Annotated in this window: 34 protein-coding genes; 29 read left to right on the plus strand and 5 right to left on the minus strand. The window is 68.5% G+C overall.

What is annotated here, in order from left to right:
- The first annotated feature begins 1 nt into the window (after nucleotide 1).
- The 28 genes from rplX (at nucleotide 2) to ACI7YT_RS04145 (ending at nucleotide 19,756) form a co-directional block, all read left to right on the plus strand.
- Complete coding sequence (rplX, locus tag ACI7YT_RS04010; RefSeq protein ID WP_406249194.1) at nucleotides 2-361, plus strand: 50S ribosomal protein L24; 360 nt, start codon at nucleotides 2-4, stop codon at nucleotides 359-361.
- Nucleotides 361-951 carry a 50S ribosomal protein L5 gene (gene rplE, locus ACI7YT_RS04015; protein WP_406249195.1) on the plus strand — a complete coding sequence of 197 codons (591 nt, stop codon included), beginning with the start codon at nucleotides 361-363 and terminating at the stop codon, nucleotides 949-951. Before rplX ends, rplE begins: the two co-directional genes overlap by 1 nt.
- A 129-nt stretch (nucleotides 952-1,080) precedes the next feature.
- Nucleotides 1,081-1,479: a 30S ribosomal protein S8 gene (rpsH, locus tag ACI7YT_RS04020; protein WP_406249196.1), complete on the plus strand. Its 399-nt coding sequence runs from the start codon at nucleotides 1,081-1,083 to the stop codon at nucleotides 1,477-1,479.
- A 6-nt stretch (nucleotides 1,480-1,485) separates the two neighbouring features.
- Entirely contained in the window at nucleotides 1,486-2,022 is a 537-nt protein-coding gene (gene rplF / locus ACI7YT_RS04025; RefSeq protein ID WP_406249197.1) for a 50S ribosomal protein L6, read from the plus strand.
- Between the two features lie 2 nt (nucleotides 2,023-2,024).
- Nucleotides 2,025-2,384, plus strand: a complete 360-nt coding sequence (rplR, locus tag ACI7YT_RS04030) for a 50S ribosomal protein L18 (protein WP_406249198.1) — start codon at nucleotides 2,025-2,027, stop codon at nucleotides 2,382-2,384.
- On the plus strand, nucleotides 2,381-3,070 hold the full coding sequence (gene rpsE / locus ACI7YT_RS04035; protein ID WP_406249199.1) for a 30S ribosomal protein S5: 690 nt from the start codon (nucleotides 2,381-2,383) through the stop codon (nucleotides 3,068-3,070). Before rplR ends, rpsE begins: the two co-directional genes overlap by 4 nt.
- Nucleotides 3,070-3,255 (plus strand): 50S ribosomal protein L30, encoded by a 186-nt coding sequence (rpmD, locus tag ACI7YT_RS04040; RefSeq protein ID WP_179432942.1) that lies wholly within the window; start codon nucleotides 3,070-3,072, stop codon nucleotides 3,253-3,255. Before rpsE ends, rpmD begins: the two co-directional genes overlap by 1 nt.
- Entirely contained in the window at nucleotides 3,255-3,854 is a 600-nt protein-coding gene (gene rplO / locus ACI7YT_RS04045) for a 50S ribosomal protein L15 (RefSeq protein ID WP_406249200.1), read from the plus strand. The genes rpmD and rplO overlap by 1 nt, the downstream gene beginning before the upstream one ends.
- Before the next feature lie 102 nt (nucleotides 3,855-3,956).
- Entirely contained in the window at nucleotides 3,957-5,279 is a 1,323-nt protein-coding gene (secY, locus tag ACI7YT_RS04050) for a preprotein translocase subunit SecY (protein ID WP_406249201.1), read from the plus strand.
- Nucleotides 5,276-5,872: an adenylate kinase gene (locus tag ACI7YT_RS04055; protein WP_406249202.1), complete on the plus strand. Its 597-nt coding sequence runs from the start codon at nucleotides 5,276-5,278 to the stop codon at nucleotides 5,870-5,872. Before secY ends, ACI7YT_RS04055 begins: the two co-directional genes overlap by 4 nt.
- Before the next feature lie 2 nt (nucleotides 5,873-5,874).
- On the plus strand, nucleotides 5,875-6,702 hold the full coding sequence (gene map / locus ACI7YT_RS04060; RefSeq protein WP_406249203.1) for a type I methionyl aminopeptidase: 828 nt from the start codon (nucleotides 5,875-5,877) through the stop codon (nucleotides 6,700-6,702).
- Nucleotides 6,703-6,861: 159 nt separating this feature from the next.
- Nucleotides 6,862-7,542: a DsbA family protein gene (locus ACI7YT_RS04065; protein ID WP_406249204.1), complete on the plus strand. Its 681-nt coding sequence runs from the start codon at nucleotides 6,862-6,864 to the stop codon at nucleotides 7,540-7,542.
- A 187-nt stretch (nucleotides 7,543-7,729) separates the two neighbouring features.
- On the plus strand, nucleotides 7,730-7,951 hold the full coding sequence (infA, locus tag ACI7YT_RS04070; RefSeq protein ID WP_005050493.1) for a translation initiation factor IF-1: 222 nt from the start codon (nucleotides 7,730-7,732) through the stop codon (nucleotides 7,949-7,951).
- A 65-nt stretch (nucleotides 7,952-8,016) separates the two neighbouring features.
- The gene (gene rpmJ / locus ACI7YT_RS04075; RefSeq protein WP_005050492.1) at nucleotides 8,017-8,133 is read left to right on the plus strand and encodes a 50S ribosomal protein L36; all 117 of its coding nucleotides are present in this window, start codon (nucleotides 8,017-8,019) and stop codon (nucleotides 8,131-8,133) included.
- A 132-nt stretch (nucleotides 8,134-8,265) separates the two neighbouring features.
- A complete protein-coding gene (gene rpsM / locus ACI7YT_RS04080; protein ID WP_017829190.1) occupies nucleotides 8,266-8,640 on the plus strand; it encodes a 30S ribosomal protein S13 in 375 nt (124 codons plus the stop codon).
- 30 nt (nucleotides 8,641-8,670) lie between these two features.
- Nucleotides 8,671-9,069 (plus strand): 30S ribosomal protein S11, encoded by a 399-nt coding sequence (gene rpsK, locus ACI7YT_RS04085; protein WP_376180669.1) that lies wholly within the window; start codon nucleotides 8,671-8,673, stop codon nucleotides 9,067-9,069.
- A 119-nt stretch (nucleotides 9,070-9,188) separates the two neighbouring features.
- On the plus strand, nucleotides 9,189-10,178 hold the full coding sequence (locus ACI7YT_RS04090; RefSeq protein WP_376180671.1) for a DNA-directed RNA polymerase subunit alpha: 990 nt from the start codon (nucleotides 9,189-9,191) through the stop codon (nucleotides 10,176-10,178).
- Between the two features lie 34 nt (nucleotides 10,179-10,212).
- A complete protein-coding gene (rplQ, locus tag ACI7YT_RS04095; RefSeq protein ID WP_406249205.1) occupies nucleotides 10,213-10,716 on the plus strand; it encodes a 50S ribosomal protein L17 in 504 nt (167 codons plus the stop codon).
- A 198-nt stretch (nucleotides 10,717-10,914) separates the two neighbouring features.
- Nucleotides 10,915-11,706, plus strand: a complete 792-nt coding sequence (locus ACI7YT_RS04100; protein ID WP_406249206.1) for a sulfite exporter TauE/SafE family protein — start codon at nucleotides 10,915-10,917, stop codon at nucleotides 11,704-11,706.
- Between the two features lie 95 nt (nucleotides 11,707-11,801).
- On the plus strand, nucleotides 11,802-12,170 hold the full coding sequence (locus tag ACI7YT_RS04105; protein WP_406249207.1) for a hypothetical protein: 369 nt from the start codon (nucleotides 11,802-11,804) through the stop codon (nucleotides 12,168-12,170).
- Complete coding sequence (locus ACI7YT_RS04110) at nucleotides 12,058-13,716, plus strand: sensor histidine kinase (protein WP_406249208.1); 1,659 nt, start codon at nucleotides 12,058-12,060, stop codon at nucleotides 13,714-13,716. Before ACI7YT_RS04105 ends, ACI7YT_RS04110 begins: the two co-directional genes overlap by 113 nt.
- A 1-nt stretch (nucleotide 13,717) precedes the next feature.
- On the plus strand, nucleotides 13,718-14,377 hold the full coding sequence (locus tag ACI7YT_RS04115; protein ID WP_406249209.1) for a response regulator transcription factor: 660 nt from the start codon (nucleotides 13,718-13,720) through the stop codon (nucleotides 14,375-14,377).
- On the plus strand, nucleotides 14,374-15,957 hold the full coding sequence (locus ACI7YT_RS04120) for an SLC13 family permease (RefSeq protein ID WP_406249210.1): 1,584 nt from the start codon (nucleotides 14,374-14,376) through the stop codon (nucleotides 15,955-15,957). The genes ACI7YT_RS04115 and ACI7YT_RS04120 overlap by 4 nt, the downstream gene beginning before the upstream one ends.
- Nucleotides 15,958-16,061: 104 nt before the next feature.
- Nucleotides 16,062-17,264, plus strand: a complete 1,203-nt coding sequence (locus ACI7YT_RS04125) for a glycerate kinase (protein ID WP_406249211.1) — start codon at nucleotides 16,062-16,064, stop codon at nucleotides 17,262-17,264.
- 59 nt (nucleotides 17,265-17,323) lie between these two features.
- Nucleotides 17,324-17,770 (plus strand): MaoC family dehydratase N-terminal domain-containing protein, encoded by a 447-nt coding sequence (locus ACI7YT_RS04130; protein ID WP_406249212.1) that lies wholly within the window; start codon nucleotides 17,324-17,326, stop codon nucleotides 17,768-17,770.
- Nucleotides 17,767-18,168: a MaoC/PaaZ C-terminal domain-containing protein gene (locus tag ACI7YT_RS04135; protein WP_406249213.1), complete on the plus strand. Its 402-nt coding sequence runs from the start codon at nucleotides 17,767-17,769 to the stop codon at nucleotides 18,166-18,168. Before ACI7YT_RS04130 ends, ACI7YT_RS04135 begins: the two co-directional genes overlap by 4 nt.
- On the plus strand, nucleotides 18,168-19,301 hold the full coding sequence (locus tag ACI7YT_RS04140) for a UDP-N-acetylmuramate dehydrogenase (RefSeq protein WP_406249214.1): 1,134 nt from the start codon (nucleotides 18,168-18,170) through the stop codon (nucleotides 19,299-19,301). Before ACI7YT_RS04135 ends, ACI7YT_RS04140 begins: the two co-directional genes overlap by 1 nt.
- A 59-nt stretch (nucleotides 19,302-19,360) precedes the next feature.
- Entirely contained in the window at nucleotides 19,361-19,756 is a 396-nt protein-coding gene (locus ACI7YT_RS04145) for a VOC family protein (protein WP_406249215.1), read from the plus strand.
- Nucleotides 19,757-19,779: 23 nt separating this feature from the next.
- Here the strand turns inward: ACI7YT_RS04145 and ACI7YT_RS04150 are convergent, their stop codons facing one another.
- From ACI7YT_RS04150 to ACI7YT_RS04160, 3 genes are read right to left on the minus strand one after another with little or no spacing between them, the layout of a single operon-like run.
- On the minus strand, nucleotides 19,780-20,982 hold the full coding sequence (locus ACI7YT_RS04150) for a pyridoxal phosphate-dependent aminotransferase (RefSeq protein ID WP_406249216.1): 1,203 nt from the start codon (nucleotides 20,980-20,982) through the stop codon (nucleotides 19,780-19,782).
- Nucleotides 20,983-21,019: 37 nt separating this feature from the next.
- Nucleotides 21,020-21,454: a hypothetical protein gene (locus ACI7YT_RS04155; protein WP_406249217.1), complete on the minus strand. Its 435-nt coding sequence runs from the start codon at nucleotides 21,452-21,454 to the stop codon at nucleotides 21,020-21,022.
- Complete coding sequence (locus ACI7YT_RS04160; protein ID WP_406249218.1) at nucleotides 21,451-22,926, minus strand: PLP-dependent aminotransferase family protein; 1,476 nt, start codon at nucleotides 22,924-22,926, stop codon at nucleotides 21,451-21,453. Before ACI7YT_RS04160 ends, ACI7YT_RS04155 begins: the two co-directional genes overlap by 4 nt.
- Nucleotides 22,927-22,993: 67 nt before the next feature.
- On the opposite strand from ACI7YT_RS04160, the gene ACI7YT_RS04165 reads away from it, so the two are divergent.
- Nucleotides 22,994-23,992 (plus strand): aldo/keto reductase, encoded by a 999-nt coding sequence (locus tag ACI7YT_RS04165; RefSeq protein ID WP_406249219.1) that lies wholly within the window; start codon nucleotides 22,994-22,996, stop codon nucleotides 23,990-23,992.
- A 10-nt stretch (nucleotides 23,993-24,002) separates the two neighbouring features.
- Here the strand turns inward: ACI7YT_RS04165 and ACI7YT_RS04170 are convergent, their stop codons facing one another.
- Both ACI7YT_RS04170 and aceB read right to left on the minus strand, forming a co-directional pair.
- On the minus strand, nucleotides 24,003-24,404 hold the full coding sequence (locus ACI7YT_RS04170) for a hypothetical protein (RefSeq protein WP_406249220.1): 402 nt from the start codon (nucleotides 24,402-24,404) through the stop codon (nucleotides 24,003-24,005).
- Nucleotides 24,405-24,537: 133 nt separating this feature from the next.
- A complete protein-coding gene (gene aceB, locus ACI7YT_RS04175) occupies nucleotides 24,538-26,187 on the minus strand; it encodes a malate synthase A (RefSeq protein WP_406249221.1) in 1,650 nt (549 codons plus the stop codon).
- Between the last annotated feature and the right edge of the window lie 2 nt (nucleotides 26,188-26,189).

A 26,189-nucleotide genomic window follows, 5' to 3' on the forward strand; every position in this document is an offset into this window, starting at 1 on the left:
CATGGCGAACATCAAGAAGGGCGACCTGGTTCAGGTCATCACGGGCCGCAAGCAGGACAAGGGCGGCGACCGCGGCAAGCAGGGCAAGGTTCTTGAGGTCCTCGTGGCCGAGAACCGCGTCATCGTCGAGGGCGTCAACTACGTCACCAAGCACACGCGCGTCGGCCAGACGCAGCGCGGCACGAAGACGGGCGGCATCGAGACCATCGAGGCTCCCATCCACATCTCCAACGTCCAGGTCGTCGACCCCTCGAGCAAGAAGCCGACCCGTGTCGGCCACCGCGTCGAGGAGCAGACCAAGGACGGCGTGAAGCGCACCGTCCGTGTGCGTTACGCGAAGAAGTCAGGTAAGGACCTCTGATGAGCACCGACACTGCCGCGCCGGCTGGCAAGATCCAGCCGCGCCTGAAGCAGAAGTACAAGGCCGAGATCCAGCAGAAGCTGCAGGAAGAGTTCGGCTACCAGAATGTGATGCAGATCCCCGGCATCGTCAAGGTCGTCGTCAACACCGGTGTCGGTGAGGCGGCTCGCGACAGCAAGGTGATCGATGGTGCGGTCGAGGACCTCACCAAGATCACCGGCCAGAAGCCGATCGTCACGAAGGCCCGCAAGTCCATCGCGCAGTTCAAGCTGCGCGAGGGCCAGGCCATCGGCGCGCACGTCACCCTCCGTGGCGACCGTGCGTGGGAGTTCATCGACCGCCTGGTCTCGCTCGCACTGCCCCGTATCCGCGACTTCCGCGGTCTCTCGGCCAAGCAGTTCGACGGCAACGGCAACTACACCTTCGGTCTCCAGGAGCAGAGCGTGTTCCACGAGATCGATCAGGACAAGATCGACCGCGTTCGCGGCTTCGACATCACCGTGGTGACGACGGCGAAGACGGATGACGAGGGTCGCGCACTTCTGCGTCACCTCGGCTTCCCCTTCAAGTCCGAAGACGCCCAGGCGTGATGCGGTGACGCGGGGAGGGACGCCGCAAGGCGCCCTCCCCGCGTGCCGTACAATTGAAGATTGCGTGCTCATCGCAGGCCGTCTGTCGTGTAACGGCAGCCGGAACCTCATGACTGAAAGAAGAACACAATGACAATGACAGACCCGGTCGCAGACATGCTGACCCGTCTGCGCAACGCGAACTCGGCGCACCACGACTCCGTGACGCTCCCGTCGAGCAAGCTGAAGACGCACATCGCTGAGATCCTCCAGCAGGAGGGCTACATCTCCAGCTGGGAGGTCACCGACGCTCGCGTCGGCAAGAACCTCACGCTGGCGCTCAAGTACGGTCCCAACCGTGAGCGTTCCATCGCCGGCATCAAGCGCGTTTCGAAGCCCGGCCTCCGCGTCTACGCGAAGTCCACGGAGCTTCCGAAGGTCCTCGGCGGCCTCGGCGTCGCCATCCTGTCCACCTCCTCCGGTCTCCTCACCGACCGTCAGGCAGAGCAGAAGGGCGTGGGCGGAGAAGTTCTCGCCTACGTGTGGTGATACGAAATGTCGCGTATTGGACGACTTCCCATCGAGATTCCCGCGGGCGTGACCGTTTCGGTCGATGACCGTGTGGTCGCGGTGAAGGGCCCCAAGGGTGAGCTCACCCTGACGGTGGCCAGCCCCATCGAGGTCGCGGTCGAGGAGAACCAGGTTCTCGTCTCTCGTCCCGACGACGAGCGCGAGTCGCGGTCGCTTCACGGCCTGACCCGCACGCTCATCAACAACAACATCATCGGCGTCACCCAGGGCTACACCAAGGGCCTCGAGGTCGTCGGCACCGGTTACCGCGTGCAGCAGAAGGGCAGCTCGGTCGAGTTCGCCCTCGGCTTCTCGCACCCGGTTCTGATCGACCCGCCCGCCGGCATCACCCTGACGGTCGAGGGCAACAACAAGCTCACGGTCAGTGGCATCGACAAGCAGGCTGTCGGCGAGGCAGCTGCGAACATCCGCAAGATCCGCAAGCCCGAGCCGTACAAGGGCAAGGGTGTCCGCTACGCGGGCGAGGTCGTGCGTCGCAAGGCCGGAAAGAGTGGTAAGTAACCATGGCTCTCAAGTCAAAGTCTGACGCCCGCGCGCGTCGTCACGCCCGTCTCCGCAAGAAGATCGTCGGCACCGAGCTGCGTCCGCGTCTGGTCGTCAACCGCTCCGCCCGTCACGTCTTCGTCCAGCTGGTCGACGACAGCAAGGGCCACACGGTCGCCTCGGCATCCACGCTCGAGACCGACGTCCGTGGTTTCGAAGGTGACAAGACCGCCAAGGCCCGCAAGGTCGGCGAGCTCGTCGCCGAGCGCGCGAAGGCCGCCGGCGTTTCCGAAGCCGTGTTCGACCGTGGCGGCAACCGCTACGCGGGTCGTGTCGCGGCGATCGCCGATGGCGCTCGTGAAGGAGGGCTGGCACTGTGAGTGACAACAAGGAGAACGAAGTGACCGAAGCGGCACCTGCCACTTCCGAGACGGCCGCCGGCACCACGCAGGCCGAGCCGCAGCGCGAAGGCCGCCGTGGCGGTCGTGACCGCAACCAGGGTGGACGTGACCGCAACTCGCGCGACCGTGGGGACAACCAGTTCCTCGAGCGCGTCGTCACCATCAACCGCGTCTCCAAGGTCGTGAAGGGTGGACGTCGCTTCAGCTTCACCGCCCTCGTGGTCGTCGGTGACGGCAACGGTCTGGTCGGCGTCGGCTACGGCAAGGCCCGTGAGGTGCCCCTGGCCATCTCGAAGGGTGTCGAAGAGGCCAAGCGCAACTTCTTCCGCGTTCCGCGCGTCGCCAAGACCATCCCGCACCCCGTGCAGGGTGAGGCCGCGGCCGGTGTCGTGCTGCTTCGTCCGGCTGCCGCCGGTACCGGTGTCATCGCCGGTGGTCCGGTTCGCGCCGTGCTCGAGTGCGCCGGTATCCACGACGTGCTGTCGAAGTCGCTCGGCTCGTCGAACACGATCAACATCGTGCACGCGACGGTTGCCGCCCTGAAGCAGCTCGAGGAGCCCCGTGCGGTCGCCGCACGTCGTGGCCTCGAGTTCGACCAGGTCGCACCGGCGCGTCTCGTCCGCGCGGAGGCCGAGGCGGCCGCAGCGCAGAAGGTAGGTGCCTGATGGCTGCGCGCCTCAAGGTCACGCAGATCAAGTCCAAGGTGAGCGAGAAGCAGAACCAGCGCGACACGCTGCGCAGCCTCGGTCTGAAGCGGATCGGTGACACCACCGTCCGCCCCGACGACGCGCAGACGCGCGGTTACGTCCGGACCGTCGCCCACCTCGTCAAGGTTGAGGAGATCGACTAATGGCTGAGAAGAACGAAGCCGTCGAGGCTGAGAAGGCCACCAAGAAGGCTGCTGCCCCCAAGGCTGCCGCCTCGAAGGCCACGGCTGAGAAGAAGGCTCCGGCTGCCAAGAAGCCGGCCGCCAAGAAGCCTGCTGCCAAGAAGGAAGCCGCGACCACGCGTCCCGGCGTCCTGAAGGTGCACCACCTGCGTCCGGTCCCCGGCGCCAACACCGCGAAGACCCGTGTGGGTCGCGGTGAGGGCTCCAAGGGCAAGACGGCCGGTCGTGGCACCAAGGGCACCAAGGCCCGCAACACCGTTCGCGTCGGATTCGAGGGTGGGCAGATGCCGCTGCACATGCGCACCCCGAAGCTGCGCGGGTTCAAGAACCCGTTCCGCGTCGAGTACCAGGTCGTGAACCTGGAGAAGCTCGCCGAGCTCTACCCCAAGGGTGGAGACGTCACCGTCAGCGACCTCGTCGCCAAGGGTGCCGTTCGCAAGAACGAGAAGGTCAAGGTCCTCGGCAACGGGGACATCGCGGTGAAGCTCACCGTCTCGGTCGACAAGGTCTCGGGCTCTGCCGAGCAGAAGATCGTGGCGGCCGGCGGTTCCGTCAAGTAACCACAGTTCAGAGGGGTCGGAGAATTCTCCGGCCCCTCTGTGCGTTACTCTGGTCTTTCGGCCGTCAGCTGTGTCGACGGCGACCTTTCTGGAGGAAATCCCTTGTTTAGCGCCATTGCGCGGATCTTCCGCACGCCCGACCTCCGTCGGAAGATCGGTTTCACCCTGGCGATCATCGCCCTCTACCGGTTCGGCTCGCACATCCCTGCTCCGTTCGTGAACTTCCCGAACGTCGAGCAGTGTCTTGCACTCACCTCGGGTACCGAGGGACTGCTGAGCCTGGTCAACCTCTTCTCGGGTGGAGCGCTGCTCCAGCTGTCGATCTTCGCGCTGGGTGTGATGCCGTACATCACGGCGACGATCATCACCCAGCTGCTGCGGGTCGTCATCCCGCACTTCGAGACCCTGCACAAGGAGGGTCAGTCCGGGCAGGCCCGCCTCACGCAGTACACGCGCTACCTCACCATCGCGCTGGCGCTGCTGCAGTCGACGACGCTCGTCACCGTGGCACGCAGCGGACAGCTGTTCGGCACGACCGACATCGCGGCCTGCCAGAACCTGCTGACCAACGACGTGTGGTGGGCGCAGCTGCTGATGATCATCACGATGACCGCCGGCACCGGCCTCATCATGTGGTTCGCCGAGCTCGTCACCGAGCGCGGCATCGGCAACGGCATGTCGCTGCTGATCTTCACCTCGATCGCCGCGACCTTCCCGTCCGCCATGTGGATGATCTGGGAGGCCAAGGGCTTCGAGGTCTTCCTCCTCGTGCTCGCCGTCGGCATCGTCGTGATGGGGCTCGTCGTCTTCGTCGAGCAGTCGCAGCGTCGCATCCCGGTGCAGTACGCCAAGCGCATGGTCGGACGCCGCACCTATGGCGGCACGAACACGTACATCCCGATCAAGGTCAACATGGCCGGTGTGATCCCGGTGATCTTCGCGTCGTCGCTGCTGTACATCCCGATGCTGATCGCGCAGTTCAACACCCCGCAGGACGGCTCTGAGCCGGCCGCGTGGGTCACCTGGATCTCGCAGTACTTCACCACCGGCGACCACCCGCTGTACATGGCGGTGTACTTCCTGCTGATCATCGGCTTCACGTACTTCTACGTCGCGATCACGTTCAACCCCGTCGAGGTCGCCGACAACATGAAGAAGTACGGCGGGTTCATCCCCGGCATCCGTGCGGGGCGTCCGACGGCCGAGTACCTCGACTACGTGCTGACGCGCATCACGTTCCCCGGATCCATCTACCTGGGTCTGATCGCTCTCATCCCGCTGGTGGCACTGGCCACGGTCGACGCCAACCAGAACTTCCCGTTCGGTGGCGCGTCGATCCTCATCATCGTCGGTGTGGGTCTCGAAACGGTCAAGCAGATCGACGCTCAGCTTCAGCAGCGCCATTACGAAGGGCTCCTCCGATGACAGCATCCGCACGTCTCCTCATCGTCGGCCCGCAGGGCTCCGGCAAGGGCACGCAGGGTGTTCGCATCGCCGAGTCCTACGGCATCCCGGTCATCTCCACCGGCGACATCTTCCGCGCCAACATCAAGAACGGCACCGAGCTCGGCCAGCAGGTCACGTCGATCCTGGATCGCGGAGACCTCGTGCCGGACGAGCTGACGAGCGAGATCGTGCGCGACCGGCTGTCGCAGGACGATGCCGCGAACGGCTTCCTCCTGGACGGCTACCCGCGAAACGCGGTGCAGGTCGGTCACCTGGAGTCGTTTCTGAGCGCCCGCGGCGAGGCCCTGGATGCTGTCATCCTCCTCGACGTTCCGCGTGACGAGAGCATCGAGCGCCTGCAGCGGCGCGCGTCCGAGCAGGGACGTTCGGATGACACCCCGGAATCCATCGCGCACCGCCTGGACATCTACGAGCACGAGACGGCTCCGATCCTGGAGACGTACTCGGACCGGGGTATCGTCGACCGTATCGACGGTGTCGGCTCGCTCGACGAGATCACCGAGCGCATCTCCGCGGCGCTGGACGCCCGCGGCCTGCGCGTGACGGTCTGAGCGTGTTCCGCCGGTCGATCTACAAGACCCCCGCGCAGCTGCGCGCGATGGTCGAACCAGGACTCATCACCGCGGCATCCCTGGATGCTGCTGCGGCGGTGATCCGGCCCGGCGCGACGACGTCGGCAGTGGATGCTGCAGCATCCGCCGCCGTGCTCGCGCGCGGGGCGGAGTCCAACTTCAAGCTCGTGCGCGGATACAGCCACACCACGTGCATCTCGGTCAACGAGCAGGTCGTGCACGGCATCCCCGGTTCGCGGGTGCTCGAAGCCGGCGACATCGTGTCCGTCGACAGCGGCGCGCAGTTCCAGGGCTGGAACGGCGACAGCGCGCGCACGTTCGTCGTACCGGATGATGCGCGGCCCGACGTGGTCGCTGCTCGACTGGAGCTCTCTCGAGTGACCGAGGGGTCCATGTGGGCCGGCATCGCTGCGATGGCGTCTGCGCGGAACCTCGGCGACATCGGCGCGGCCATTCAGGACTACATCGAGGCGCAGGGGGAGTACGGCATCCTGCGCGAGTACGTCGGACACGGCATCGGACGCAAGATGCACGAGGCGCCCAGCGTCTTCAACTACCGGACGCCGGATGCCGGGGCCGAGGTCAAGCCCGGCCTGGTGCTCGCGATCGAGCCGATGGTGACCGCCGGCGGCGAGGCCACGTTCGTGGAGGACGACGACTGGACCGTCTCCACGGTCGACGGCAGCGACGGCGCGCACTGGGAGCACAGCGTCGCAGTGCATGCCGACGGCATCTGGGTGCTGACGGCGGCAGACGGCGGTGCCGCTGGTCTCGCGCCGTTCGGCGTCACGCCGACCCCGATCGCGTAGTTCCCCCGTCGCCCCAGGCGTGCCTCCGGCGGGGGATAGGGCGCTCACAACGGGCGCATAGGATGGGGCGGCAGGATTGAGGGCGCGGCGCTGTGCGCGCCGAAGGACTTCGAAGTGTGGACCGCGCGATCGCGTGCGTCTCGAGAGAACGGGAAAGCAATGGCAGCAGCGCAGGGCAAGACCAACTGGTTCGCCATCTGGATCTCGGCCGCTGTGGTCGTCATCCTGGTGGTTCTCGGCGGGCTCGTCGTGTTCCTGAACAACCAGGCCACGGCACCGGGAGCCGCACCTGAGACGTCCGGCATCGTCGACGGCGAGACGGGCGCGATCTCCTTCGGCGAGGGCGACACGACGATCGACACGTACGTCGACTTCATGTGCCCCATCTGCGGCGACTTCGAGGATGCCTACGGTGCTGCCCTGCAGGATGCCGCAGCCAACGACACGATCACGCTGAACATCCACCCGATCTCCATCCTGGATCAGGCGTCGCAGGGGACCGAGTACTCGTCCCGTGCCGCCAGCTCGATGTACTGCGTCGCCGCCGAGGCACCGGACGCGGCGCTGGACTACTTCAACCTCCTCTTCGAGAACCAGCCCGAGGAGAACACCACCGGCCTCACCGACGAGCAGCTCGCAGGCTTCGCCGAGCAGGCAGGAGCCGGTGCGGCCGCCGATTGCATCGCCGACGGCACGTACATGAAGTTCGCTCAGGACCAGGTCGCGAACACGCCGCCGGACCCCGAGACGGGTCGCGTCGGAACGCCGACCGTGGCCATCGACGGTGAGCGCATCAGCAACGCCGACATCGGTACGCGCTTCGCCGAGATCCTCGGCTGAGGCACGCACAGCCCCGTACCGACCCGGATCGACACGACGGCGGCGCATCCCATTTGCCGGATGCGCCGCCGTCGTCTAATATTGATCTTTGGTGCTTTGCGCCTAGTTCGGCGTGTCCGGCTAAGGTGCGCATCCAACCCATCCATCCACCGCAGATCGGCCGATCTGCAGAAGCGTCAGCGAGTTTATGGCTAAGAAAGACGGTGTCATCGAAATCGAGGGCGTCGTGTCCGAGGCGCTGCCCAACGCGATGTTCCGCGTCGAGCTCACCAACGGACACAAGGTTCTTGCAACGATCTCCGGAAAGATGCGGCAGAACTACATCCGCATCATCCCTGAGGACCGCGTGGTCGTGGAGCTCAGCCCCTACGACCTGACCCGCGGCCGCATCGTCTACCGCTACCGCTGATCGGTCGAGAAGTAACACCCCAGGCACTCACGCCTGCCCGGTGAAGACAGCGAACAGGAAACACAATGAAGGTCAACCCCAGCGTCAAGCCCATCTGCGATCACTGCAAGGTGATCCGTCGTCACGGCCGCGTCATGGTGATCTGCAAGAGCAACCCGCGCCACAAGCAGCGCCAGGGCTGATCTCGCAGATCCGACTCCACAACTCAATACACAACAGGCAGGATCAGAACCCACTCCGGTGGGGGACACCTCGGGGCGGAGGCCCGGGCACCGATCCTGCTCCACACCTCCATCACATTTCAGGAGATCCGCATGGCACGTCTTGCCGGCGTTGACATCCCGCGCGACAAGCGCGTGGTGATCGCACTTACGTACATCTACGGCGTTGGCCGTACCCGCTCGGTCGAGATCCTCAAGGCCACCGAGATCGACGAGTCGATCCGCGTGAAGGACCTGAGCGACGACCAGCTCATCGCACTCCGCGACCACATCGAAGGCAACTACAAGGTGGAGGGTGACCTGCGCCGCGAGGTCGCCGCAGACATCCGCCGCAAGGTCGAGATCGGTTCCTACGAGGGCATCCGTCACCGTCGTGGCCTTCCGGTCCGCGGTCAGCGCACCAAGACCAACGCCCGTACCCGCAAGGGCCCGAAGCGCACCGTCGCCGGCAAGAAGAAGGCCCGCTAAGCAGCGGCCAGGGAATAGGAGAAAACTTTCATGGCTGCACCCAAGGCCGCCGCGCGCAAGCCGCGCCGCAAGGAAAAGAAGAACATCGCGCTGGGCCAGGCCCACATCAAGTCGACGTTCAACAACACGATCGTCTCGATCACCGACCCGACCGGCGCTGTCATCGCGTGGGCATCGTCTGGTGGCGTGGGCTTCAAGGGCTCCCGCAAGTCGACCCCGTACGCGGCCGGCATGGCCGCCGAGTCCGCCGCCCGTCAGGCTGCGGAGCACGGCGTCAAGAAGGTCGACGTCCTCGTGAAGGGTCCGGGTTCGGGCCGCGAGACCGCGATCCGCTCGCTGCAGGCCGCCGGCCTCGAGGTGGGTTCGATCCAGGACGTCACGCCCCAGGCTCACAACGGCTGCCGTCCGCCGAAGCGCCGTCGCGTCTGATTTCGTTCGAGGATGCCGGTCCCGTCACGGGACCGGCATCCTCGCCGCAGGTTTCCACAACTCAAGAACCTCACCCACCACATGTCATATAGCGGGCATGTGATCGAAAGGAACACACAGTGCTCATCGCACAGCGTCCCACACTGACCGAGGAAAAGATCGTCGAGAACCGGAGCCGGTTCATCATCGAGCCGCTCGAGCCCGGTTTCGGCTACACCATCGGCAACGCGCTGCGTCGCAGCCTGCTCTCGTCGATCCCCGGCGCTGCTGTCACCAGCATCCGCATCGACGGCGTGCTGCACGAGTTCAGCACCATCCCCGGCGTGAAGGAGGATGTCACCGAGATCATCCTCAACATCAAGCAGCTGGTCGTCTCCAGCGAGCGTGACGAGCCCATCACCGCCTACCTGCGCAAGACCGGCGCAGGCGAGGTCACCGCAGCGGACATCTCGGCCCCGGCCGGTGTCGAGGTGCAGAACCCCGAGCTCGTCATCGCGACCCTGAACGACACCGCGAAGTTCGAGCTGGAGCTCACCATCGAGCGCGGCCGCGGTTACGTGTCCGCCACGCAGAACCGCAACGAGTACGCCGAGGCCGGTCAGATCCCGATCGACTCGATCTACTCGCCCGTTCTCAAGGTCAGCTACCGCGTCGACGCGACCCGTGCCGGGGAGCGCACCGACTTCGACAAGCTCGTCCTGGACGTCGAGACCAAGTCCTCGATCAGCCCCCGCGACGCCGTCGCCTCGGCTGCGAAGACCCTCACCGAACTGTTCGGCCTCGCCCGCGAGCTGAACGTCGAGGCCGAGGGCATCGAGATCGGCCCGGCGCCGGTGGAGGCTGTCGCCTCCAGCGAGCTGTCGATGCCGATCGAGGACCTCGACCTGTCCGTGCGCTCGTACAACTGCCTCAAGCGCGAGGGCATCAACACGGTGTCCGAGCTCGTCGCCCTCTCGGAGACGCAGCTCATGAACATCCGCAACTTCGGCCAGAAGTCGGTCGACGAGGTGCGCGACAAGCTCATCTCGCTCGGTCTGTCGCTCAAGGATTCGGTGCCCGGTTTCGACGGCGCCCACTTCTACGGCGGCAGCGAAGACGAGTCCTTCTGACCTTCCCGAAATTCTGACCAGGAGTTAGACGAATATGCCTAAGCCCACTAAGGGTCCCCGCCTCGGAGGCGGCCCCGCACACGAGCGCCTGATGCTTGCCAACCTCGCGGCTGCTCTGTTCACCCACAAGTCGATCAAGACGACCGAGACCAAGGCCAAGCGCCTTCGTCCGCTCGCCGAGCGCCTGATCACCTTCGCCAAGCGCGGCGACCTGCACGCCCGTCGCCGGGTGCTGTCGGTCATCGGCGACAAGACGGTCGTGCACGAGCTGTTCACCGAGATCGCACCGCTCGTCGCGGATCGCGAGGGTGGCTACACGCGCATCACCAAGGTCGGCAACCGCAAGGGCGACAACGCCCCGATGGCCGTGATCGAGCTCGTCCTCGAGCCCGTCACGCCCAAGAAGAAGGCCGCCAAGCCGGCCGCGAAGGCTGCCCCGAAGGCCGAGAAGGTCGAAGAGGCTCCGGCCGAAGAGGTCGTCGAGGAGACCACCGAGGCTCCGGCCGAAGAGGCTCCCGCCGAGGAGAAGTCCGAGTAAGCATCCGCTTGCTTTGCGAAGCCCGCCACCCCGAAAGGGATGGCGGGCTTCGTCGTTCCCGGGTGCGACGTTTCACGGACCCGGTGACGTTTCACGGACGAATCGACCGGATCGGACCGTGATTCGTCACGGGGACCGTGAATCGTCACCGGCGCAGGCGCCGACAGGGCCCCGCCCAGCCCGGAGTAGGGTGGATGAGTGACTGACGCTCGGATTCAACGCGGCCCCCGGGCGTATGCGTCCTTCATCGTCATCGGCCTGCTGGCGGGCGTCCTGTCCGGATTGTTCGGCGTCGGCGGCGGGACGGTCATCGTGCCGCTGCTCGTGCTGCTGCTGCATTTCGACCAGCGCCTGGCCGCCGGGACGTCGCTCGCCGCGATCGTCCCCACCGCCGCCGTCGGCGTCATCTCGTACGCGGTGCACGGCTCGGTGGCGTGGATCCCGGCGATCATCCTCGCCGCCGGAGCCGTCGTCGGCGCGCAGATCGGCACCCGACTGCTGCCGCGGATCTCGCAGACCGCCCTGCGGTGGGGATTCGTCGGTTTCCTGGTCGTCGTCATCATCATGCTGTTCGTCGTGATCCCGTCCCGCGGCGCCGAGTTCGAACTCACCTGGCTGTCGGGGAGCGCGCTCGTGCTGGTCGGCGTCGGCACCGGCATCCTGTCCGGCCTCATCGGAGTGGGCGGGGGAGTCGTCGTCGTGCCGGTGCTCATGCTGGCCTTCGGAACCAGCGACCTCGTGGCCAAGGGCACCTCGCTGCTCATGATGATCCCGACGGCGATCTCGGGCACGATCGGCAACCTGCGTCACCGCAACGTCGACCTCACCGCCGCCGTGACCATCGGTGTCGCCGCGTGCACGACCACGGCTCTCGGCGCATGGCTGGCGACTCTGATCGACCCACTCCTCGGCAACATCCTGTTCGCCGCCTACCTCGTCGTGATCGCGGTGCAGATGTCGCTCAAGGCGATCCGGGGCCGCAAACGCTGAGGTCTTCCCTTTGCGGATGCCGGGGATGGCCGAAAGTGAAGAAACCCTTATGTGAGCCTCATATCCGCCTCACAATGGGCCGACACCATGGGATCATGACCTTCTCACGCCGCATCCTCGTCCCCAGCCTCCTCATCTCGCTGCCGGTGGTCGTCGCCGCGGGAAGCATGGCGCTCGCGCAGACGCCCGGGGCACCGCAGCTGCCCCAGGAATCGGTGGTCGTCGAGTTCGCGACGCCGACTCCGACGCCCGAGCCGGAGGCACCGCGTCCGGTCCCGTCCGCCGCGCCGGTCGCGCCGCCGGTCGCGCCGCCGGCCACCGGTGACGACGACGGCGCAGGAGACGATGGTGGTGCCGGAGACGACGGTGCTGCCGGAGACGACGGAGACGATGGCGGCGCAGGTGACGACGACGGCGACGACGGCGCAGGAGATGACGACGCAGGCGATGGCGACGATGACTGACACGACGACAGCGCCCATTCCGACGATGGCGGCGCCCGCTCCTTCGGCCGAGCCGTTCCCGGCCGAACCGGCGCGACCTCCTCGGAGCCGGTTCCGCGCACTCCCGGCGCGCTGGCGCATCACCGCGTGGATCATCGCCAGCACGGTCGTCACGCTCCTCGCGGTCGGCCTGATCGGCCGCAGCATCTTCCTCGCGGACATCGAGCGCTCCGCCAACGCGGACGTCGAACAGGAGGCACAGGAGTTCCACCGGTTCTTGGCCCAGTCCGCCTCGGACTTCACCTCCGCCGACGAACTGCTCGCGGACTATCTCGGCCGGCAGTCCGTCCACGCGGGCGAGATCATCGTCGGCGCCGTCGACGGCAAACCCGTGGCCCTGGCCAATGGGCTCGTCGAGGGTGAGTCATCGTTGGGATTCCCCGGAAGCGATGCCCTCGCCCTCCGGCTGCTCAGCAGTCAGGAGAAATCCGGAAACGTCTCATCATCCGAGGCAGGGCCGCTGCGCTGGGGACGCGTGGACTTCGCCTCGGGCGACACTGAGGGCTCGCTCCTGGTGATGCAGTTCACCCAGGCGCAGAGCGCCGCCGTGGATCAGTCCGTCGTCACGATCGCGTGGGTGGCGTTCGCCGGACTGCTGCTCAGCTCCGGGGTCGCCTGGCTTGTCGCCGGTCAGATCCTCGCGCCGGTCCGAGAGGTGCATCGTGTGGCGCGCGAGATCAGCGAGCACGACCTCACCGCCCGAGTGCCGGTCGAAGGCAATGACGACATCGCGGCCGTCGCGACCACATTCAATCAGATGCTCGACCGACTCGAAGGCGTCTACGCCACCCAGCAGCGCTTCGTGGACGACGCCGGACACGAGCTGCGCACCCCGATCACGATCGTCCGCGGACATCTCGAACTGCTCAGCGACGATCCAGTGGAGCGCCGTGAGACGCTGCGCCTGGTGAGCGGAGAGCTCGACCGGATGAGCCGCATCGTCACCGACCTGCTCGTGCTCGCCCGCGCCGAGCAGCCAGACTTCGTCCGTGTCGCCGGATGCGACATCGCGTCGCTCACGCTCGACATCGAAGCCAAGGCGCAGGCGCTCGGCGATCGGCGCTGGCAGCTCATGGAGGTCGCCGAAGGGCGGGCGCGTCTGGACCCCCAGCGCATCACACAGGCCGTGCTGCAACTGGCCGCCAACGCCGTCCAGATCACCGAGCCGGGGGCGCGCATCCGCATCGGCTCCCGCTTCGAGGGCGCAGGTCCCGAGCGGATGCTGCGGCTCTGGGTGCAGGACGAGGGACCCGGCGTCGCCCCGGCGGACGCCGAGCGCATCTTCGAGCGCTTCGTCCGCGGCGGCGCGTCGGGGGAGGGCACCGCGCCCCGACGCGGCTCCGGCCTGGGCCTGGCCATCGTCCGCGCGATCACGGATGCCCACGGCGGCTCCGCCTGGGTGGACAGCGTGCTGGGTGAAGGAGCGACCTTCGGTCTCGACATCCCCGCCCCGAACGACGCCGACCCCGTCATCCCCCTCGACAGCACCCTCGTGAAGGAAGCCTGACGTGCGCCACATCCTGATCGTCGAAGACGACCCCCACATCACCTCCTTCGTCCGACGCGGCCTTCGGACCGCCGGCTACGAGACCTCCGAGGCCACCGACGGCGAGAGCGCCCTCATCATGGCGCGCACCCGTCAGTTCGACCTGATGCTGCTGGACATCGGCCTGCAGGGGATCGACGGCTTCACCGTCCTCTCGCACCTCCGAGGCGAAGGGGTCACGGCTCCCGTCATCATCCTCACCGCACGCGATTCCGTGATCGACACGGTCCGAGGGCTCGAGAGCGGCGCGAACGACTACGTCACCAAGCCGTTCCAGTTCGCCGAGCTCCTCGCCAGAGTGAAACTGCGCATCGGCGACGGCGAGCAGCGGGTCGCCGGAGCGGTCCTCACGCACGGCGACGTGACCGCCGACATCCGCACCCGCAGGGTCACCGTCGGCGACGAGTCGGCCGACCTCACCTCGCGGGAGTTCTCGCTGCTCGAGGTGTTCCTGCAGCATCCGGGTCAGGTGCTGTCGCGCGATCAGCTGATCGGACAGGTGTGGGGAATGGACTTCGACCCGGCATCCAACGTGGTCGACGTGTACGTGCGAGCCCTGCGCAGCAAGATCGGTGCGGAGCACATCGAAACCGTCCGCGGAGCGGGGTATCGGTTCCAATGAACACCGCGCCCATCCGCGTCGTGTACGCCACACGCCCCCCGGAGCGGTTCGCACCGCCGAACGCTCCGACCCCGCCGCGCGTGCCCCGCACGCCGCGACCGCCCCGCACCCCGCGACCGCCCCGTGACCGCCTGCGTCTGCGGAGCGTCCTCGGTCTCGTCGTCGTCGCGGTCACCGTGATCGCGCTCGGCGTCGCCGCCCTCACGTCTCCGGCAGGCGACGGCGGTGCGCCGACGCTGCCGATCGCCGCCACGATCTCGGTCTTCCTCCTCGCCGTCTGGGCATGGATGTGCACACCGCTCGACGACACTCTGGTGGCCTTCCTCGCCGCGGTCGCGCTCATCGCTGTCGGCGTGCTGCCTGCCGAGGACTTCTTCGCCTCGCTCGGCGACGAGACGATCTGGCTGCTGCTGTGCGCGTTCATCATCGCGGCCGGTGTCAGCGCGTCGGGGCTCGCGCTGCGAGGCACCGCACTGCTGCTGCGCCGGGCCCGCACACCGCGCGCGCTGTTCCATCTCACGACCTTCGCCCTCACGGTCACGACGTTCGCCGTCCCGGCGACATCCGGGCGTGCCGCGCTGGCGATCCCCGTGTTCACGGCGCTCGCGGCATCGCTGGCCGATCGCCCGACGCTCATCCGGGCCCTGTCGCTGCTGTTCCCCACGGTGATCCTGCTGTCCGCCGTCGGCTCGCTCCTCGGTGCCGGCGCGCATGTGATCACGTCGCAGCTGTTGGAATCCGTCGTCGGGCAGGGCTTCGGATTCCTCGACTGGCTGTGGTTCGGCCTGCCACTGGCGATCGTCTCCTCCCACCTCGCGTGCGAGATCGTGCTGCTGCGGTTCACCGGCAGGGCAGAACGCCGTCGCGGCATCCCGAACGTCTTCGCCGACCTGGCCCGCACGGCACCGACACCGGTGAGCGGACCGCTCACGGCGATCGAGCGCCGTGCCGGCCTGCTGCTCGTCGCCGTGGTCGTGCTGTGGTGCACCGAACCCGTGCATCACATCTCGCCCGCACTCGTCGCGCTGTTCGGCGCCATCGTCGTGGTGTCGCCGAAGATCGGATGCATCACGCTGCCTGTCGCGGTGAAGAAGGTGCCGTGGGCGCTGCTGCTGTTCCTCGCCGCCACTCTCGCACTCGCCTCGGCGCTCACCGCCACGGGTGCCGCCGACTGGCTCGGCACCTGGGCGCTCGGGCCGATGGCGGGGCTCGGTTCGTCGGCCGGCATCGCGTTCGTGCTCGCCGTCATCGCCCTGTCGCTCGGCGCGCACCTGATGATCCCCTCGCGCTCCGCACGGTCCGCGGCGATCATCCCGATGGTCATCGCGCTCGCCCCCGGACTCGGCGTCGATCCCGCCGCCGCGGCCTTCGCCTCGACCGCGGCCGCCGGCTTCTGCCACACTCTGCCCAGCTCGGCGAAGCCCGTGGCCATGTTCGCCGACCCGGAGATCGCACCGGGCGGATTCCATCCCCGCGACCTCCGCTCGCTCTCGGCGATCCTCGCTCCGGCGATGTTCCTCCTCGTCGTCTGCTTCTCGTTCTGGATCTGGCCGGCCATGGGGATGCCGCTCCTGCGCTGAGCACCGCGCACCGCGCACCGCAGCATCCCCTCGCCCTCGTCCTCACCCCTCCACCCCACCGACGTTCGTCGTACCCGGATCCGGGTCCATCAGAAGGAGTCTCCATGTCCATCCACATTCCCCAGCGCGTTCTCGTCGCCCCCAGCGGATTCAAGGAGAGCCTCGACGCCGAGACGGTCGCCCGGGCCATCGCATCGGGTGTGCGCCGCGTCATCCCCGGCATCCAGGTCGACGAGTTCCCGATCCCCGACGGCGGCGAGGGCACCGCGGCCGCGCTCGCCGCAGCGACCGGTGGCGAGCTCGTCCCGGTCACCGTCACCGGCCCCGTCGGCGATCCCGTCGTCGCGCACTATGCCCGCCTCGGCGGGTCGGCGCGCGGGACGGCCGTCGTCGAGATGGCGCAGGCGGGCGGGCTGCGCCTGGTCCCGCGCGACAGGCGCGACCCCGGCGCCACGACGACGCTGGGCGTCGGGCAGCTGATCGCCGCGGCGCTCGACGGCGGCGCGGAACGGATCATCGTCGGATGCGGCGACTCGGGCACCAGCGACGGCGGGGCCGGTGCGCTCGAAGCGCTCGGCGTTCGCGTCCTCGACCGGGACGGCACCCCGCTGCCCCGCGGCGGGCGGCACCTCGTCGACGCCGCCGCGCTGGATCTCACCCACCTGCACCCGCGGGCCGCCGAGGTCGAGATCGTCCTCGCCTGCAACATCCACAACGTCCTGTGCGGGCCCCGAGGGGTGGCGCGGGTGTTCGGTCCGCAGAAGGGCGCCTCACCCGCCGACGTCGAACAGCTCTCGGAGGCACTGGACACGTGGGCCGATGTGCTCGAGCGGTTCGGTCCGCAGGGCGCGACGATGGATGTGCGCACCGGACCGGGGACCGGAGCATCCGGCGGCCTGGGGGCAGGACTCGCGGCGGTCCTCGGCGCTCGCCTGGCTCCGAGGTTCGAAGTGCTGCTGGACGGCGACCTGCTGCCGCGCAACCTCGACGACCTGCTCGAGACGGCCGACCTCGTCATCACGGCCGAGGGCGCGATCGACTTCCAGACGCCGCGCGGGAAGGTGCCGGCCGAGGTCGCCATGCGCGCCCGCATCGCCGGGGTGCCGGTGCTCGGCATCGCCGGTTCGCTGGGCGAGGGAGCTCCGGCCGTGCACGATATCGGCATCGGAGCGATCGCCTCCATCCTCACCGTGCCGATGCGGCTCGAACAGGCCGTCGAACAGGGCGAGGCTCTGCTGCGGGATGCTGCGGAGCGCAGCATGCGCCTGGTCATGCTCGGCTCCGCCCTCGCCGCGCGGGCCGCTTGAGGAGTGTTTCCCCGGCCGGCGACAGGGAGTCGGCCGGGGACGGCCGGTAGGATCGAGGGGTGCCAGTCAACACCGAACTTGTCGGCCGGGAGTTCCCGCCGACGGCCCCGTACCTCGTCGGTCGTGAGAAGGTGCGCGAGTTCGCCCGCGCCGTCTTCGCCGACGCTCCGCTGCACACCGATGTGGATGCCGCTCGCGCGCTCGGCTACGCCGACGTCGTCGCCCCGCCCACGTTCGCGATGGTCATCCAGGACCAGACGCTGCAGCAGCTGCTCAGCGAGCCCGGGTCGGGCATCGAACTGGCGCGCACCATCCACGCCGAGCAGCGCTTCGCCTACACGCGGCCGATCGTCGCGGGCGACGAGTTGAGCGGACGCCTCACGGTCACCGGCATCCGCACGGTCGGCGGCAACGCCATGATCACCAGTGAAGCCGAGATCACGGATGCCGAGGGCGCCCACGTCGTCACGGCGACCAGCGTCCTGCTGGTCGGAGCGGGGGAATGATGTCGTTCACTGTCGGAGATGTCGTCGCCGAGCGCGACATCCACCTCACGCGCGAGTCGCTGGTCCGCTACGCGGGCGCCTCAGGCGACTTCAACCCGATCCACTACCGCGACGACGTCGCCGAGTCGGTCGGGCTTCCCGGCGTGCTCGCGCACGGGATGCTGACGATGGGCATCGCCTCGTCCGTCGTGGTCGCGGCCCTGGGCGACACCGGCACGATCACCGAATACGGCGTGCGGTTCACGAAGCCCGTCGTCGTCGACCCGGCGGACGGTGCGCACGTGCACGTGCTCGCCACGGTCGGCGCCGTGGACGAGACCAGCGCGCGCATCGACCTCAAGGTCACCTTCGGCGAGACCACGGTCCTCGGCAAGGCGCAGCTGCGCGTCGCGATCTGATGCGCGACGTCGCACCGATCGCGCTCTCGCAGCTCACCACGCTGCGCACCGGCGCCGCACCCGAACGGATGCTGGAGGCGCGCACCGCGGACGAGCTGGTCGAGGCGCTGCGCGAGACCTGGACGCGCGGTGACGAATGGTTCGTCCTCGGCGGCGGCTCGAACCTGTTCGTCGGCGACGAGACGTTCGAGGGCACCGTGATCCGCGTGCTGACGACCGGCATCGAGCGGCTCGAGTCGCCGCACCCCGGTCGCGCCCGCGTTCGCGTGCAGGCCGGTCATGACTGGGACGCACTCGTCGCCTACACGGTCGAGCACGGACTCGCCGGCATCGAGGCGATGAGCGGCATCCCCGGAACCGTCGGCGCCGCCCCCGTGCAGAACGTCGGCGCGTACGGGCAGGAGATCCAGGAGACCCTCGTCGAGGTCGAGCTCATCGACGAGGGCGGCGAGGTGTCGGTGGTTCCGGCATCCGAACTCGGGCTGGGCTTCCGGACGTCCGTCCTCAAGCATCACTACGGCGGTGCGCCCCTGCGGCGCGCGGTCATCCTGTCGGTCACGCTGGATCTCGCTGATGTGGGGGATGCCGGGCGCATCGTCCGCGGCGAGCAGCTGCGCCGCGCGCTCGCGCTGCAGGACGACGCCCCTGTGCCGCTGGCCTGGGTGCGCGAGCGGATCCTGGCGACGCGTGCCGTCAAGGGCATGCTCCTCGATCCGGATGACCCCGACACCACGAGTGCCGGTTCGTTCTTCCAGAACGCGATCGTGCCGGAGGCCGTCGCGCGGGCCCTCCCTCCGGAGTGCCCGCGGTGGCCTGTGGCCCCCGACCTGGATGCCGTCACGGTCATTCCGCTCGGCGCATATGACGGGACGGTTCCTCCGATCGTGTCGACGCCGACCGACGTCAAGGTGTCGGCGGCGTGGCTCATCGAGCACGCCGGAATCTCGAAGGGCTTCAAGCTGCCGCGCTCCCGCGCCGGGGTGTCGACCAAGCACGCCCTCGCGCTCACCAATCGCGGCGGAGCGACGGCCGGCGAGATCGCCGAACTCGCGCGCTACATCTCCAGTCGAGTGCACGCCGAGTTCGGTCTGCTGCTGCAGCCGGAACCCGTGCTCGTCGGCGTCGACATCTAACGTCACCGCCGGTCGCAGAGCATCGCGCCGCAGCTCGCGCAGGGCGTATGCTCGCGTGCATGCCCGGACTCGTGCCGTACCTGTTCTTCCCCGGCAACGCCGCCGAAGCGCTGACGTTCTACCGCGACGTGTTCGGCGGGGAGCTGACGCTGTTCACGTACGCGCAGTTCAGCCGCGTGGACGGCCCTGACGACGCGATCGCGCACGGCATGCTCACCGGCGCGGTCCAGTTGTTCGCCGCAGATGCCGGAGGGGACGAGGATGCCGTGCACATCGTCGGGGCGAGCTTCTCGCTGCTCGGGGCAGCGGGGGCCTCGACTCTCACACGCTGGTTCGACGCGCTCGCCGAGGGTGGGACGGTCGCCGACCCGCTGCAGAAGCGTCCGTGGGGGGACTACGACGGTCAGGTGGTCGATCGCTACGGCATCCGCTGGCTGATCGGGTTCGAGGACTGACGCGTCCGCGGGCCACCCCCGGGTCAGGAGGCGAACAGGCGCTGCAGGCGCTGGATGCCCTCCAGAAGCTGGTCGTCGCCGAGCGCGTAGGAGAGGCGGAGGTATCCCGACGGCCCGAACGCTTCGCCGGGAACGACGGCGACCTCGGCCTGCTCGAGGATGAGGTCGGCCAGCTCGAGCGAGGTCGTCGGCGTGACACCACCCCAGGTGCGTCCGAGCAGACCGTGCACGTCGGGGTAGACGTAGAACGCGCCGAGCGGGTTCGGCACCTTCACACCGTCGATCTTCGACAGCTCCGACACGATGAGCCGGCGACGGCGATCGAACGCCTCGCGGAACTGCTCCGCCTCGGTCTGCGGGCCGGTGAGAGCGGCGATCGCGCCCTTCTGCGCCACGTTGTTCACGTTGCTGGACAGGTGCGACTGCAGGTTGCCCGCGACCTTGATCGCGTCGGCGGGGCCGACCATCCAGCCCACGCGCCACCCTGTCATGGCATAGGTCTTCGCGACGCCGTTGACGAGGATCGTCTGGTCCGCAGCGGCCGGGACCGCTTCGACGATCGAGACGGCCTTCACGCCTTCGTAGGTGAGGTTCTGGTAGATCTCGTCCGAGATGATCCAGATGCCGTGCTCGACGGCCCACTCGCCGATGGCCTTGGTCTCCTCCGCCGTGTACACCGAGCCGGTCGGGTTCGACGGCGAGACGAATACGAGCACCGTGGTGCGGTCGGTGCGTGCCGCCTCGAGCTGCTCGACCGTGACCTTGTAGTCCTGGTCGGATCCGGCGAACACCTCGACCGGGATGCCGTCGGCCAGGCGGATCGCCTCGGGATACGTCGTCCAGTACGGTGCAGGCAGCAGCACCTCGTCGCCGGGGTTCACGACCGCCTGGAAGGCCTGATAGACGGACTGCTTGCCGCCGTTGGTCACGATGACCTGCGACGGGGAGACCTCGAGGCCGGAGTCGCGCAGCGTCTTCGCAGCGATCGCCTCGCGCAGCGCCGGCAGGCCGGGGGCGGGCGTGTACCGGTAGCTCGCCGGGTCGGCGAGAGCCTCTGCCGCGGCATCCACGATGAACTGCGGCGTCGCGAAGTCGGGCTCGCCGGCGGCGTAGGAGATGACCGGCTTGCCTTCGGCCTTCAGGGCCTTGGCCTTGGCATCCACCTTGAGGGTCGCGGACTCGGCGATTGCGGACAGCTTGCGGGAGAGAGGAGCGCGTTCGGTCACGCTTTGAATGCTACCCGCGCGAGGGGAGCCGTGCGCGTCAGTCGCTGCAGCACTCCGCGGTGCCGCACGAATCGGCGTACCGGCGCCGTGGCGCGGCAGGATCGGTCATGTCGACGAGAGCGGATGCGTCGGCATGCGTCGGCTCATCGCCGGCGGAGTGCCAGAGAGCGAAGTGCCACATCCCGCGGTTCTCGTCGGCCAGCAGCCGGTCGGGTCCGGCGAGGACGAGGACGCGGTCGTGCTCGCGGTCGGCCCGGAAGGGGGAGACGAGCTGTTCGCGCAGCACCGATGGGTCGACCTCGATCGTGTCGGCGCGTTCGACGGACTCGCCGTGCGCCTCGAGCGCGGTCGCAAGGGCGTCGGCGGCACGGCGCGAGCGGTTGTCGTCGGCACCGGCGACCACGACGAGGCGAGCGCCCGTCGCGTTGTTGTGCAGGAACTCGAGCGCGATCCCGTCCCACGCGTCTGTCATGCATCCAGGGTACGCCGGGGGCGTCGGACGGTCGTCGCTGCCGTCCGCAGCACCTGCGCGAGGAGGGCCGCCGCGTCTTCGACCAGCGCGTCGTCCAGATTCCCGTATCCCAGCACGAGGGCCTCGGGCAGGGCCCGGTCGAAGGCGTAGCGACGCAGCGGAATCAGCGCGAGCGCGTGCTCGGATGCGCGGCGGACGACTTCGCGGGCGTCGAGACCGGTCGGCAGGGAGAGGACGAGGTGCATGCCGGCGGCGATGCCTGTGACATCCAGGCCACCGATCTCATCGTGCAATCCGCCGAGCTCGCAGTCGAGCGCCGCGAGCAGCCGACCGCGTCGTCGACGGAAGCGCGTGCGTGCTCGGCGCAGGTGCCGCTCCAGGTCGCCGTGAGTGAGGAAGTGCGCGAGCGCGGCCTGATCGATGAGGGAGGGTGCGGTCGTTGCGGCGGCGGGTTCGACCCCCGACGGCAGGACCATCCATCCGATCCCGATACCGGCCGCGATGGATTTGGAGAGCGAACCGATCAGCGCCACGCGGTCCGGCGCGAGGCGCTGCAGGGCGGCCACCGGACGCCGGTCGTAGCGGAATTCGGCGTCGTAGTCGTCCTCGATCAGGAGGGCGTCGGCGGAACGCGCCCAGGCGACGATCTGCTCGCGCCGCTGCGGCGACAGGGCGGCGCCGAGGGGGAACTGGTGCGCCGGCGTGAGCAGCGCTGCTCGTGCCCCCGTGCGTCGTGCGGCCGATTCGAGTGCCGCCACATCGATGCCGTCCTCGTCGACGGGCACGCCGATCGGTGTCAGTCCGCACTCCTGGGCGACGTCGCGCAGCCGCGGCCAGCTCGGATCCTCGACGAGCAGATGGCGGTGCCCGCGGCTTCGCAGTTCGAGCGCGAGCAGTCGCATGCCATCCGTCGCGCCGTGCGTGATCACGATGTCGCCCGCCCCGGCGGCCACGCGTCGCGAACGGGCGAGATAGTCCGCCACGGCATCCCGGGCGGGGGAGTAGCCGGAGCCGTGGTCCGCCACGAACGCCTGGTCCGGGAGATCGACGAGTGCGGCGCGCAGCGCCGCAGCCCAGCGGGAGCGGGGGATGGCGCGCAGATCCGGCAGCCCGGGGCGCAGGTCGAAGCGCGGCGGCGGCGGCGGCGCGGTCGACGCCGGCCGCGCCGCATCCCCGGTCACGGCAGCGCCGGCGATGGGCGCGGCCACGGTCGTCGCCGAACCCGTGGTCGCCTCGAGGACGCCCTCGGCGACCAGCTGACCGTAGGTCTCCGTCACGACCCACCGCGAGACGCCGAGCGTCTCCGCGAGTGCGCGGCTCGGCGGCAGAGCGGCACCGTGCGGCAGGATGCCGTCGTCGATCGCCTGTCGCAGCGCGTGCTCCAGCCGGTCCCGCAGCGCCGAGCGGCCGTCGTTCGCCGGTGAGAGGTCGAGCAGCGTCTCCCACGCGAGAATTGGTCTGGTCTTCTGCATCGTGATTGGAGTGTATAGCCGGACCGATGGATTCGTACCGTGGAGCTACGCAATCGAAAGGACCCCCATGCGCTCCCGCACTCTCTCCAACGGCACGACCTCCTTCGCGGTCTCCGCGCTCTGCCTCGGCGCCATGAACTTCGGCACTCGCACCGACCAGGAGACCTCGCGCGCGATCCTCGACCGATTCGTCGAGGCCGGCGGCACGTTCATCGACACCGCGAACAACTACAGCGTCTGGTCCGGCGGCCACGGGCGCGAGAGCGAGGACATCCTCGGGGCATGGATGCGCGACCGCGGCAACCGCGACAGTCTGCGCATCGCGACGAAGCTGGGCGCCGCGCAGAAGGATCCGGCCAAGCCGCTGTCCACCACCCCGCCGACGAACTACGAGGGGCTGTCCGCCGAGGTCATCCGCCGGCAGGCCCCGGAGAGCGCTCGGCACCTCGGCATCTCGCACATCGACGTCCTCTACGGTCACGTCGACGATCGCGATGTCGATCTCGCCGAGACGGTCGGGGCGTTCGGCGCCCTGCAGCAGGACGGACTGATCGGCATCGCCGGTATCTCGAATGTCGCGACCTGGCGGGTCGTCGAGGCCAGGGAAGAGGCTCGGCGCCAGGGCATCGCGCCGTACGGCGTGGTGCAGCAGCAGTACAGCTATCTTCAGCCGTCGCCGCGATTCGGACGGAACAACTTCGTCACGCCCGGCCTGCTCGACTACGCGGCCTCCACCGGCACACCGGATCGCCCGCCGCTCGCGATCACCGCGTACTCGCCGCTGCACCAGGGAGCGATCGCCCGCAGGAACCAGCAGCTGTGGGGCGGCGTCGACCACCCCACCAGTCACGCCCGCCGCGAAGTGCTGCACGAGGTCGCCGGCGAGGTCGGCGCGACGCCGAACCAGGTCGCGCTCGCCTGGCTGATGGGCGGTGAGGTTCCGGTGATCCCTGTGATCGGCGCATCGAGCGTGGCGCAGCTGGACGAGGCGCTCGGGGCGGCCGAGCTCGCGCTCGATCCCGAGATCCGCGCACGATTGGATGCCGAGCCCGGCGGCCCCCGGTGACATCGGAGAATCATCCCAGCCCCGACGACATCACGCCGACGAGGAAGAACGCGCCCGAGATCAGCACCACCGCCTGCGGATACACGGAGGACGCGACGCATATCCCGGCCGCGACGATGCCGAAGATCAGCGGCACCACGAGCGGAGATCTGCCGGGGGCGGTGGCACCGGGCATCCGCAACAGCAGAGCCAGCGCGATCATCGGCAGGAACAGCAGGTACTCGCGCGTTCCGAGGATGGCCTTCTCGATCGGGCTCAGCCCGGACGTCCCTGCGCTGAGGAAGATCTCGGGCTGCGTGATGAAGATCGCGAGGATGCCGATCGACAGCATGATGGTCAGGGCGCTGAGCACGAGCGAGATGATCCGACGCGGGCGGGACGCCGCTCGATAGGCGGTGGCGATGCTGGACATGCTCGGGAGGGTACGCCGATCGCGCGAAGCGCCGAGCGGATTGTCCACAGGCCGCACCCGTGCGTCGGAGAGATCCCGTCGGTCGGACGCGATCCGAGGAAAGCGTCCGGCCGACGGGATCCCTGCGACCGTGTCAGTCCGTCTCGACGAGGTACCGGCTGTAGGCGCTGAGGGTCAGGAACGCCGGGAACTCCGTTCCCAGTGCGACCTCGCGGAACACATCCGCCGCGTCGTCGAACCGGTCGCCGTCCCGGCGGTCGGCGCCTGCCAGCATCTCGCCGATGATGGACTCGACGTACTCCGCCGTGATCGGCGCGCCGTCGTCGGTGGAGAGATCCTGGTGGATCCACTGCCACACCTGTGAGCGGGAGATCTCCGCCGTCGCGGCATCCTCCATCAGGTTGTCGATCGCGACGGCGCCCAGGCCCCGCAGCCAGGCTTCGATGTAGCGGATCGCGACCGAGACGTTGTCCCGCACGCCCTGCGCGGTGATCGGCCGGCCGATGTGCAGGTCGAGCAGATCCGCAGGCTTCACGTCGACGTCAGGACGCTGCCGATCGAGCTGGTTCGGGCGGTCGCCCAGTACGGCGTCGAACTCCGCCTGCGCTGCGGGAATGAGATCCGGATGCGCGACCCACGTGCCGTCGAACCCGTCACCGGCCTCGCGGCGCTTGTCGGCGGAGACCTTCTCGATCGCGCGGGCGGTCACCTCCGGATCGCGGCGGTTCGGGATGAAGGCGCTCATGCCGCCGATCGCGAAGGCGCCGCGCTTGTGGCACGTCTGCACGAGCAGTTCGGTGTACGCGCGCATGAACGGCACCGTCATGGTGACCTCGCTGCGGTCGGGCAGGACGAACCGCGCTCCGCGTCCGCGGTAGTTCTTGATGATCGAGAAGATGTAGTCCCAGCGCCCGGCGTTGAGACCGGCGCAGTGGTCGCGCAGTTCGAACAGGATCTCGTCCATCTCGAACGCCGCCGGCAGCGTCTCGATCAGCACGGTCGCCCTGATCGTCCCGTGCGCCAGGCCCGCGAACTCCTCGCTGAAGGTGAAGATGTCGTCCCACAGCTTCGCCTCCTCGCTGGATTCGAGCTTGGCGATGTAGAAGTACGGTCCGCGCCCCGCATCGATCAGGGCCTGCGCGTTGTGCAGGAAGTACAGCCCGAAGTCGACGAGGGAACCGGATGCCGCCATCGCCCGCCCCGTGTGGTCGATGAAGCTCAGGTGCTTCTCGGTGAGGTGCCAGCCGCGCGGACGCATCACGATCGTCGGCGTTCGGTCGGCGGTGACGCGGTACACCTTGCCCTCGGGACTGGTGTGGGTCAGCTCGCCCCTGATCGCGTCGCGCAACGACAGCTGCCCGCCGATGACGTTCGCCCAGGTCGGGCTCGTGGCGTCCTCCTGGTCGGCGAGCCACACGCGCGCGCCGGAGTTCAGGGCGTTGATCGTCATCTTCGGGTCGGTCGGGCCCGTGATCTCGACCCGGCGGTCCTCGAGACCAGGTCCCGCTCCCGCGACCTGCCACTCGGCATCCTCGCGGATGTGGGCGGTGTCGTCGCGGAACCGCGGGTCATGACCGTTGCCGATCTCGAAGCGCCGCCGCATGCGGTCGGCGAGCCGGTCGTGCCGGCGGTGCGCGAAGCGGTGGTGCAGCTCGGTGAGGAAGGCGACGGCATCCGGCGTGAGGATCTCGTCATAGCGGTCGCGCAGGGGGCCGTCGATGCGGATGGCGGGGCCCTGCAGGGTCTCGGTGGGGATGGTCGGGGGAGCGGTGGGAGTGATCATGA

It is taken from the genome of Microbacterium sp. M (assembly GCF_045181065.1).
Lineage (GTDB): Bacteria > Actinomycetota > Actinomycetes > Actinomycetales > Microbacteriaceae > Microbacterium.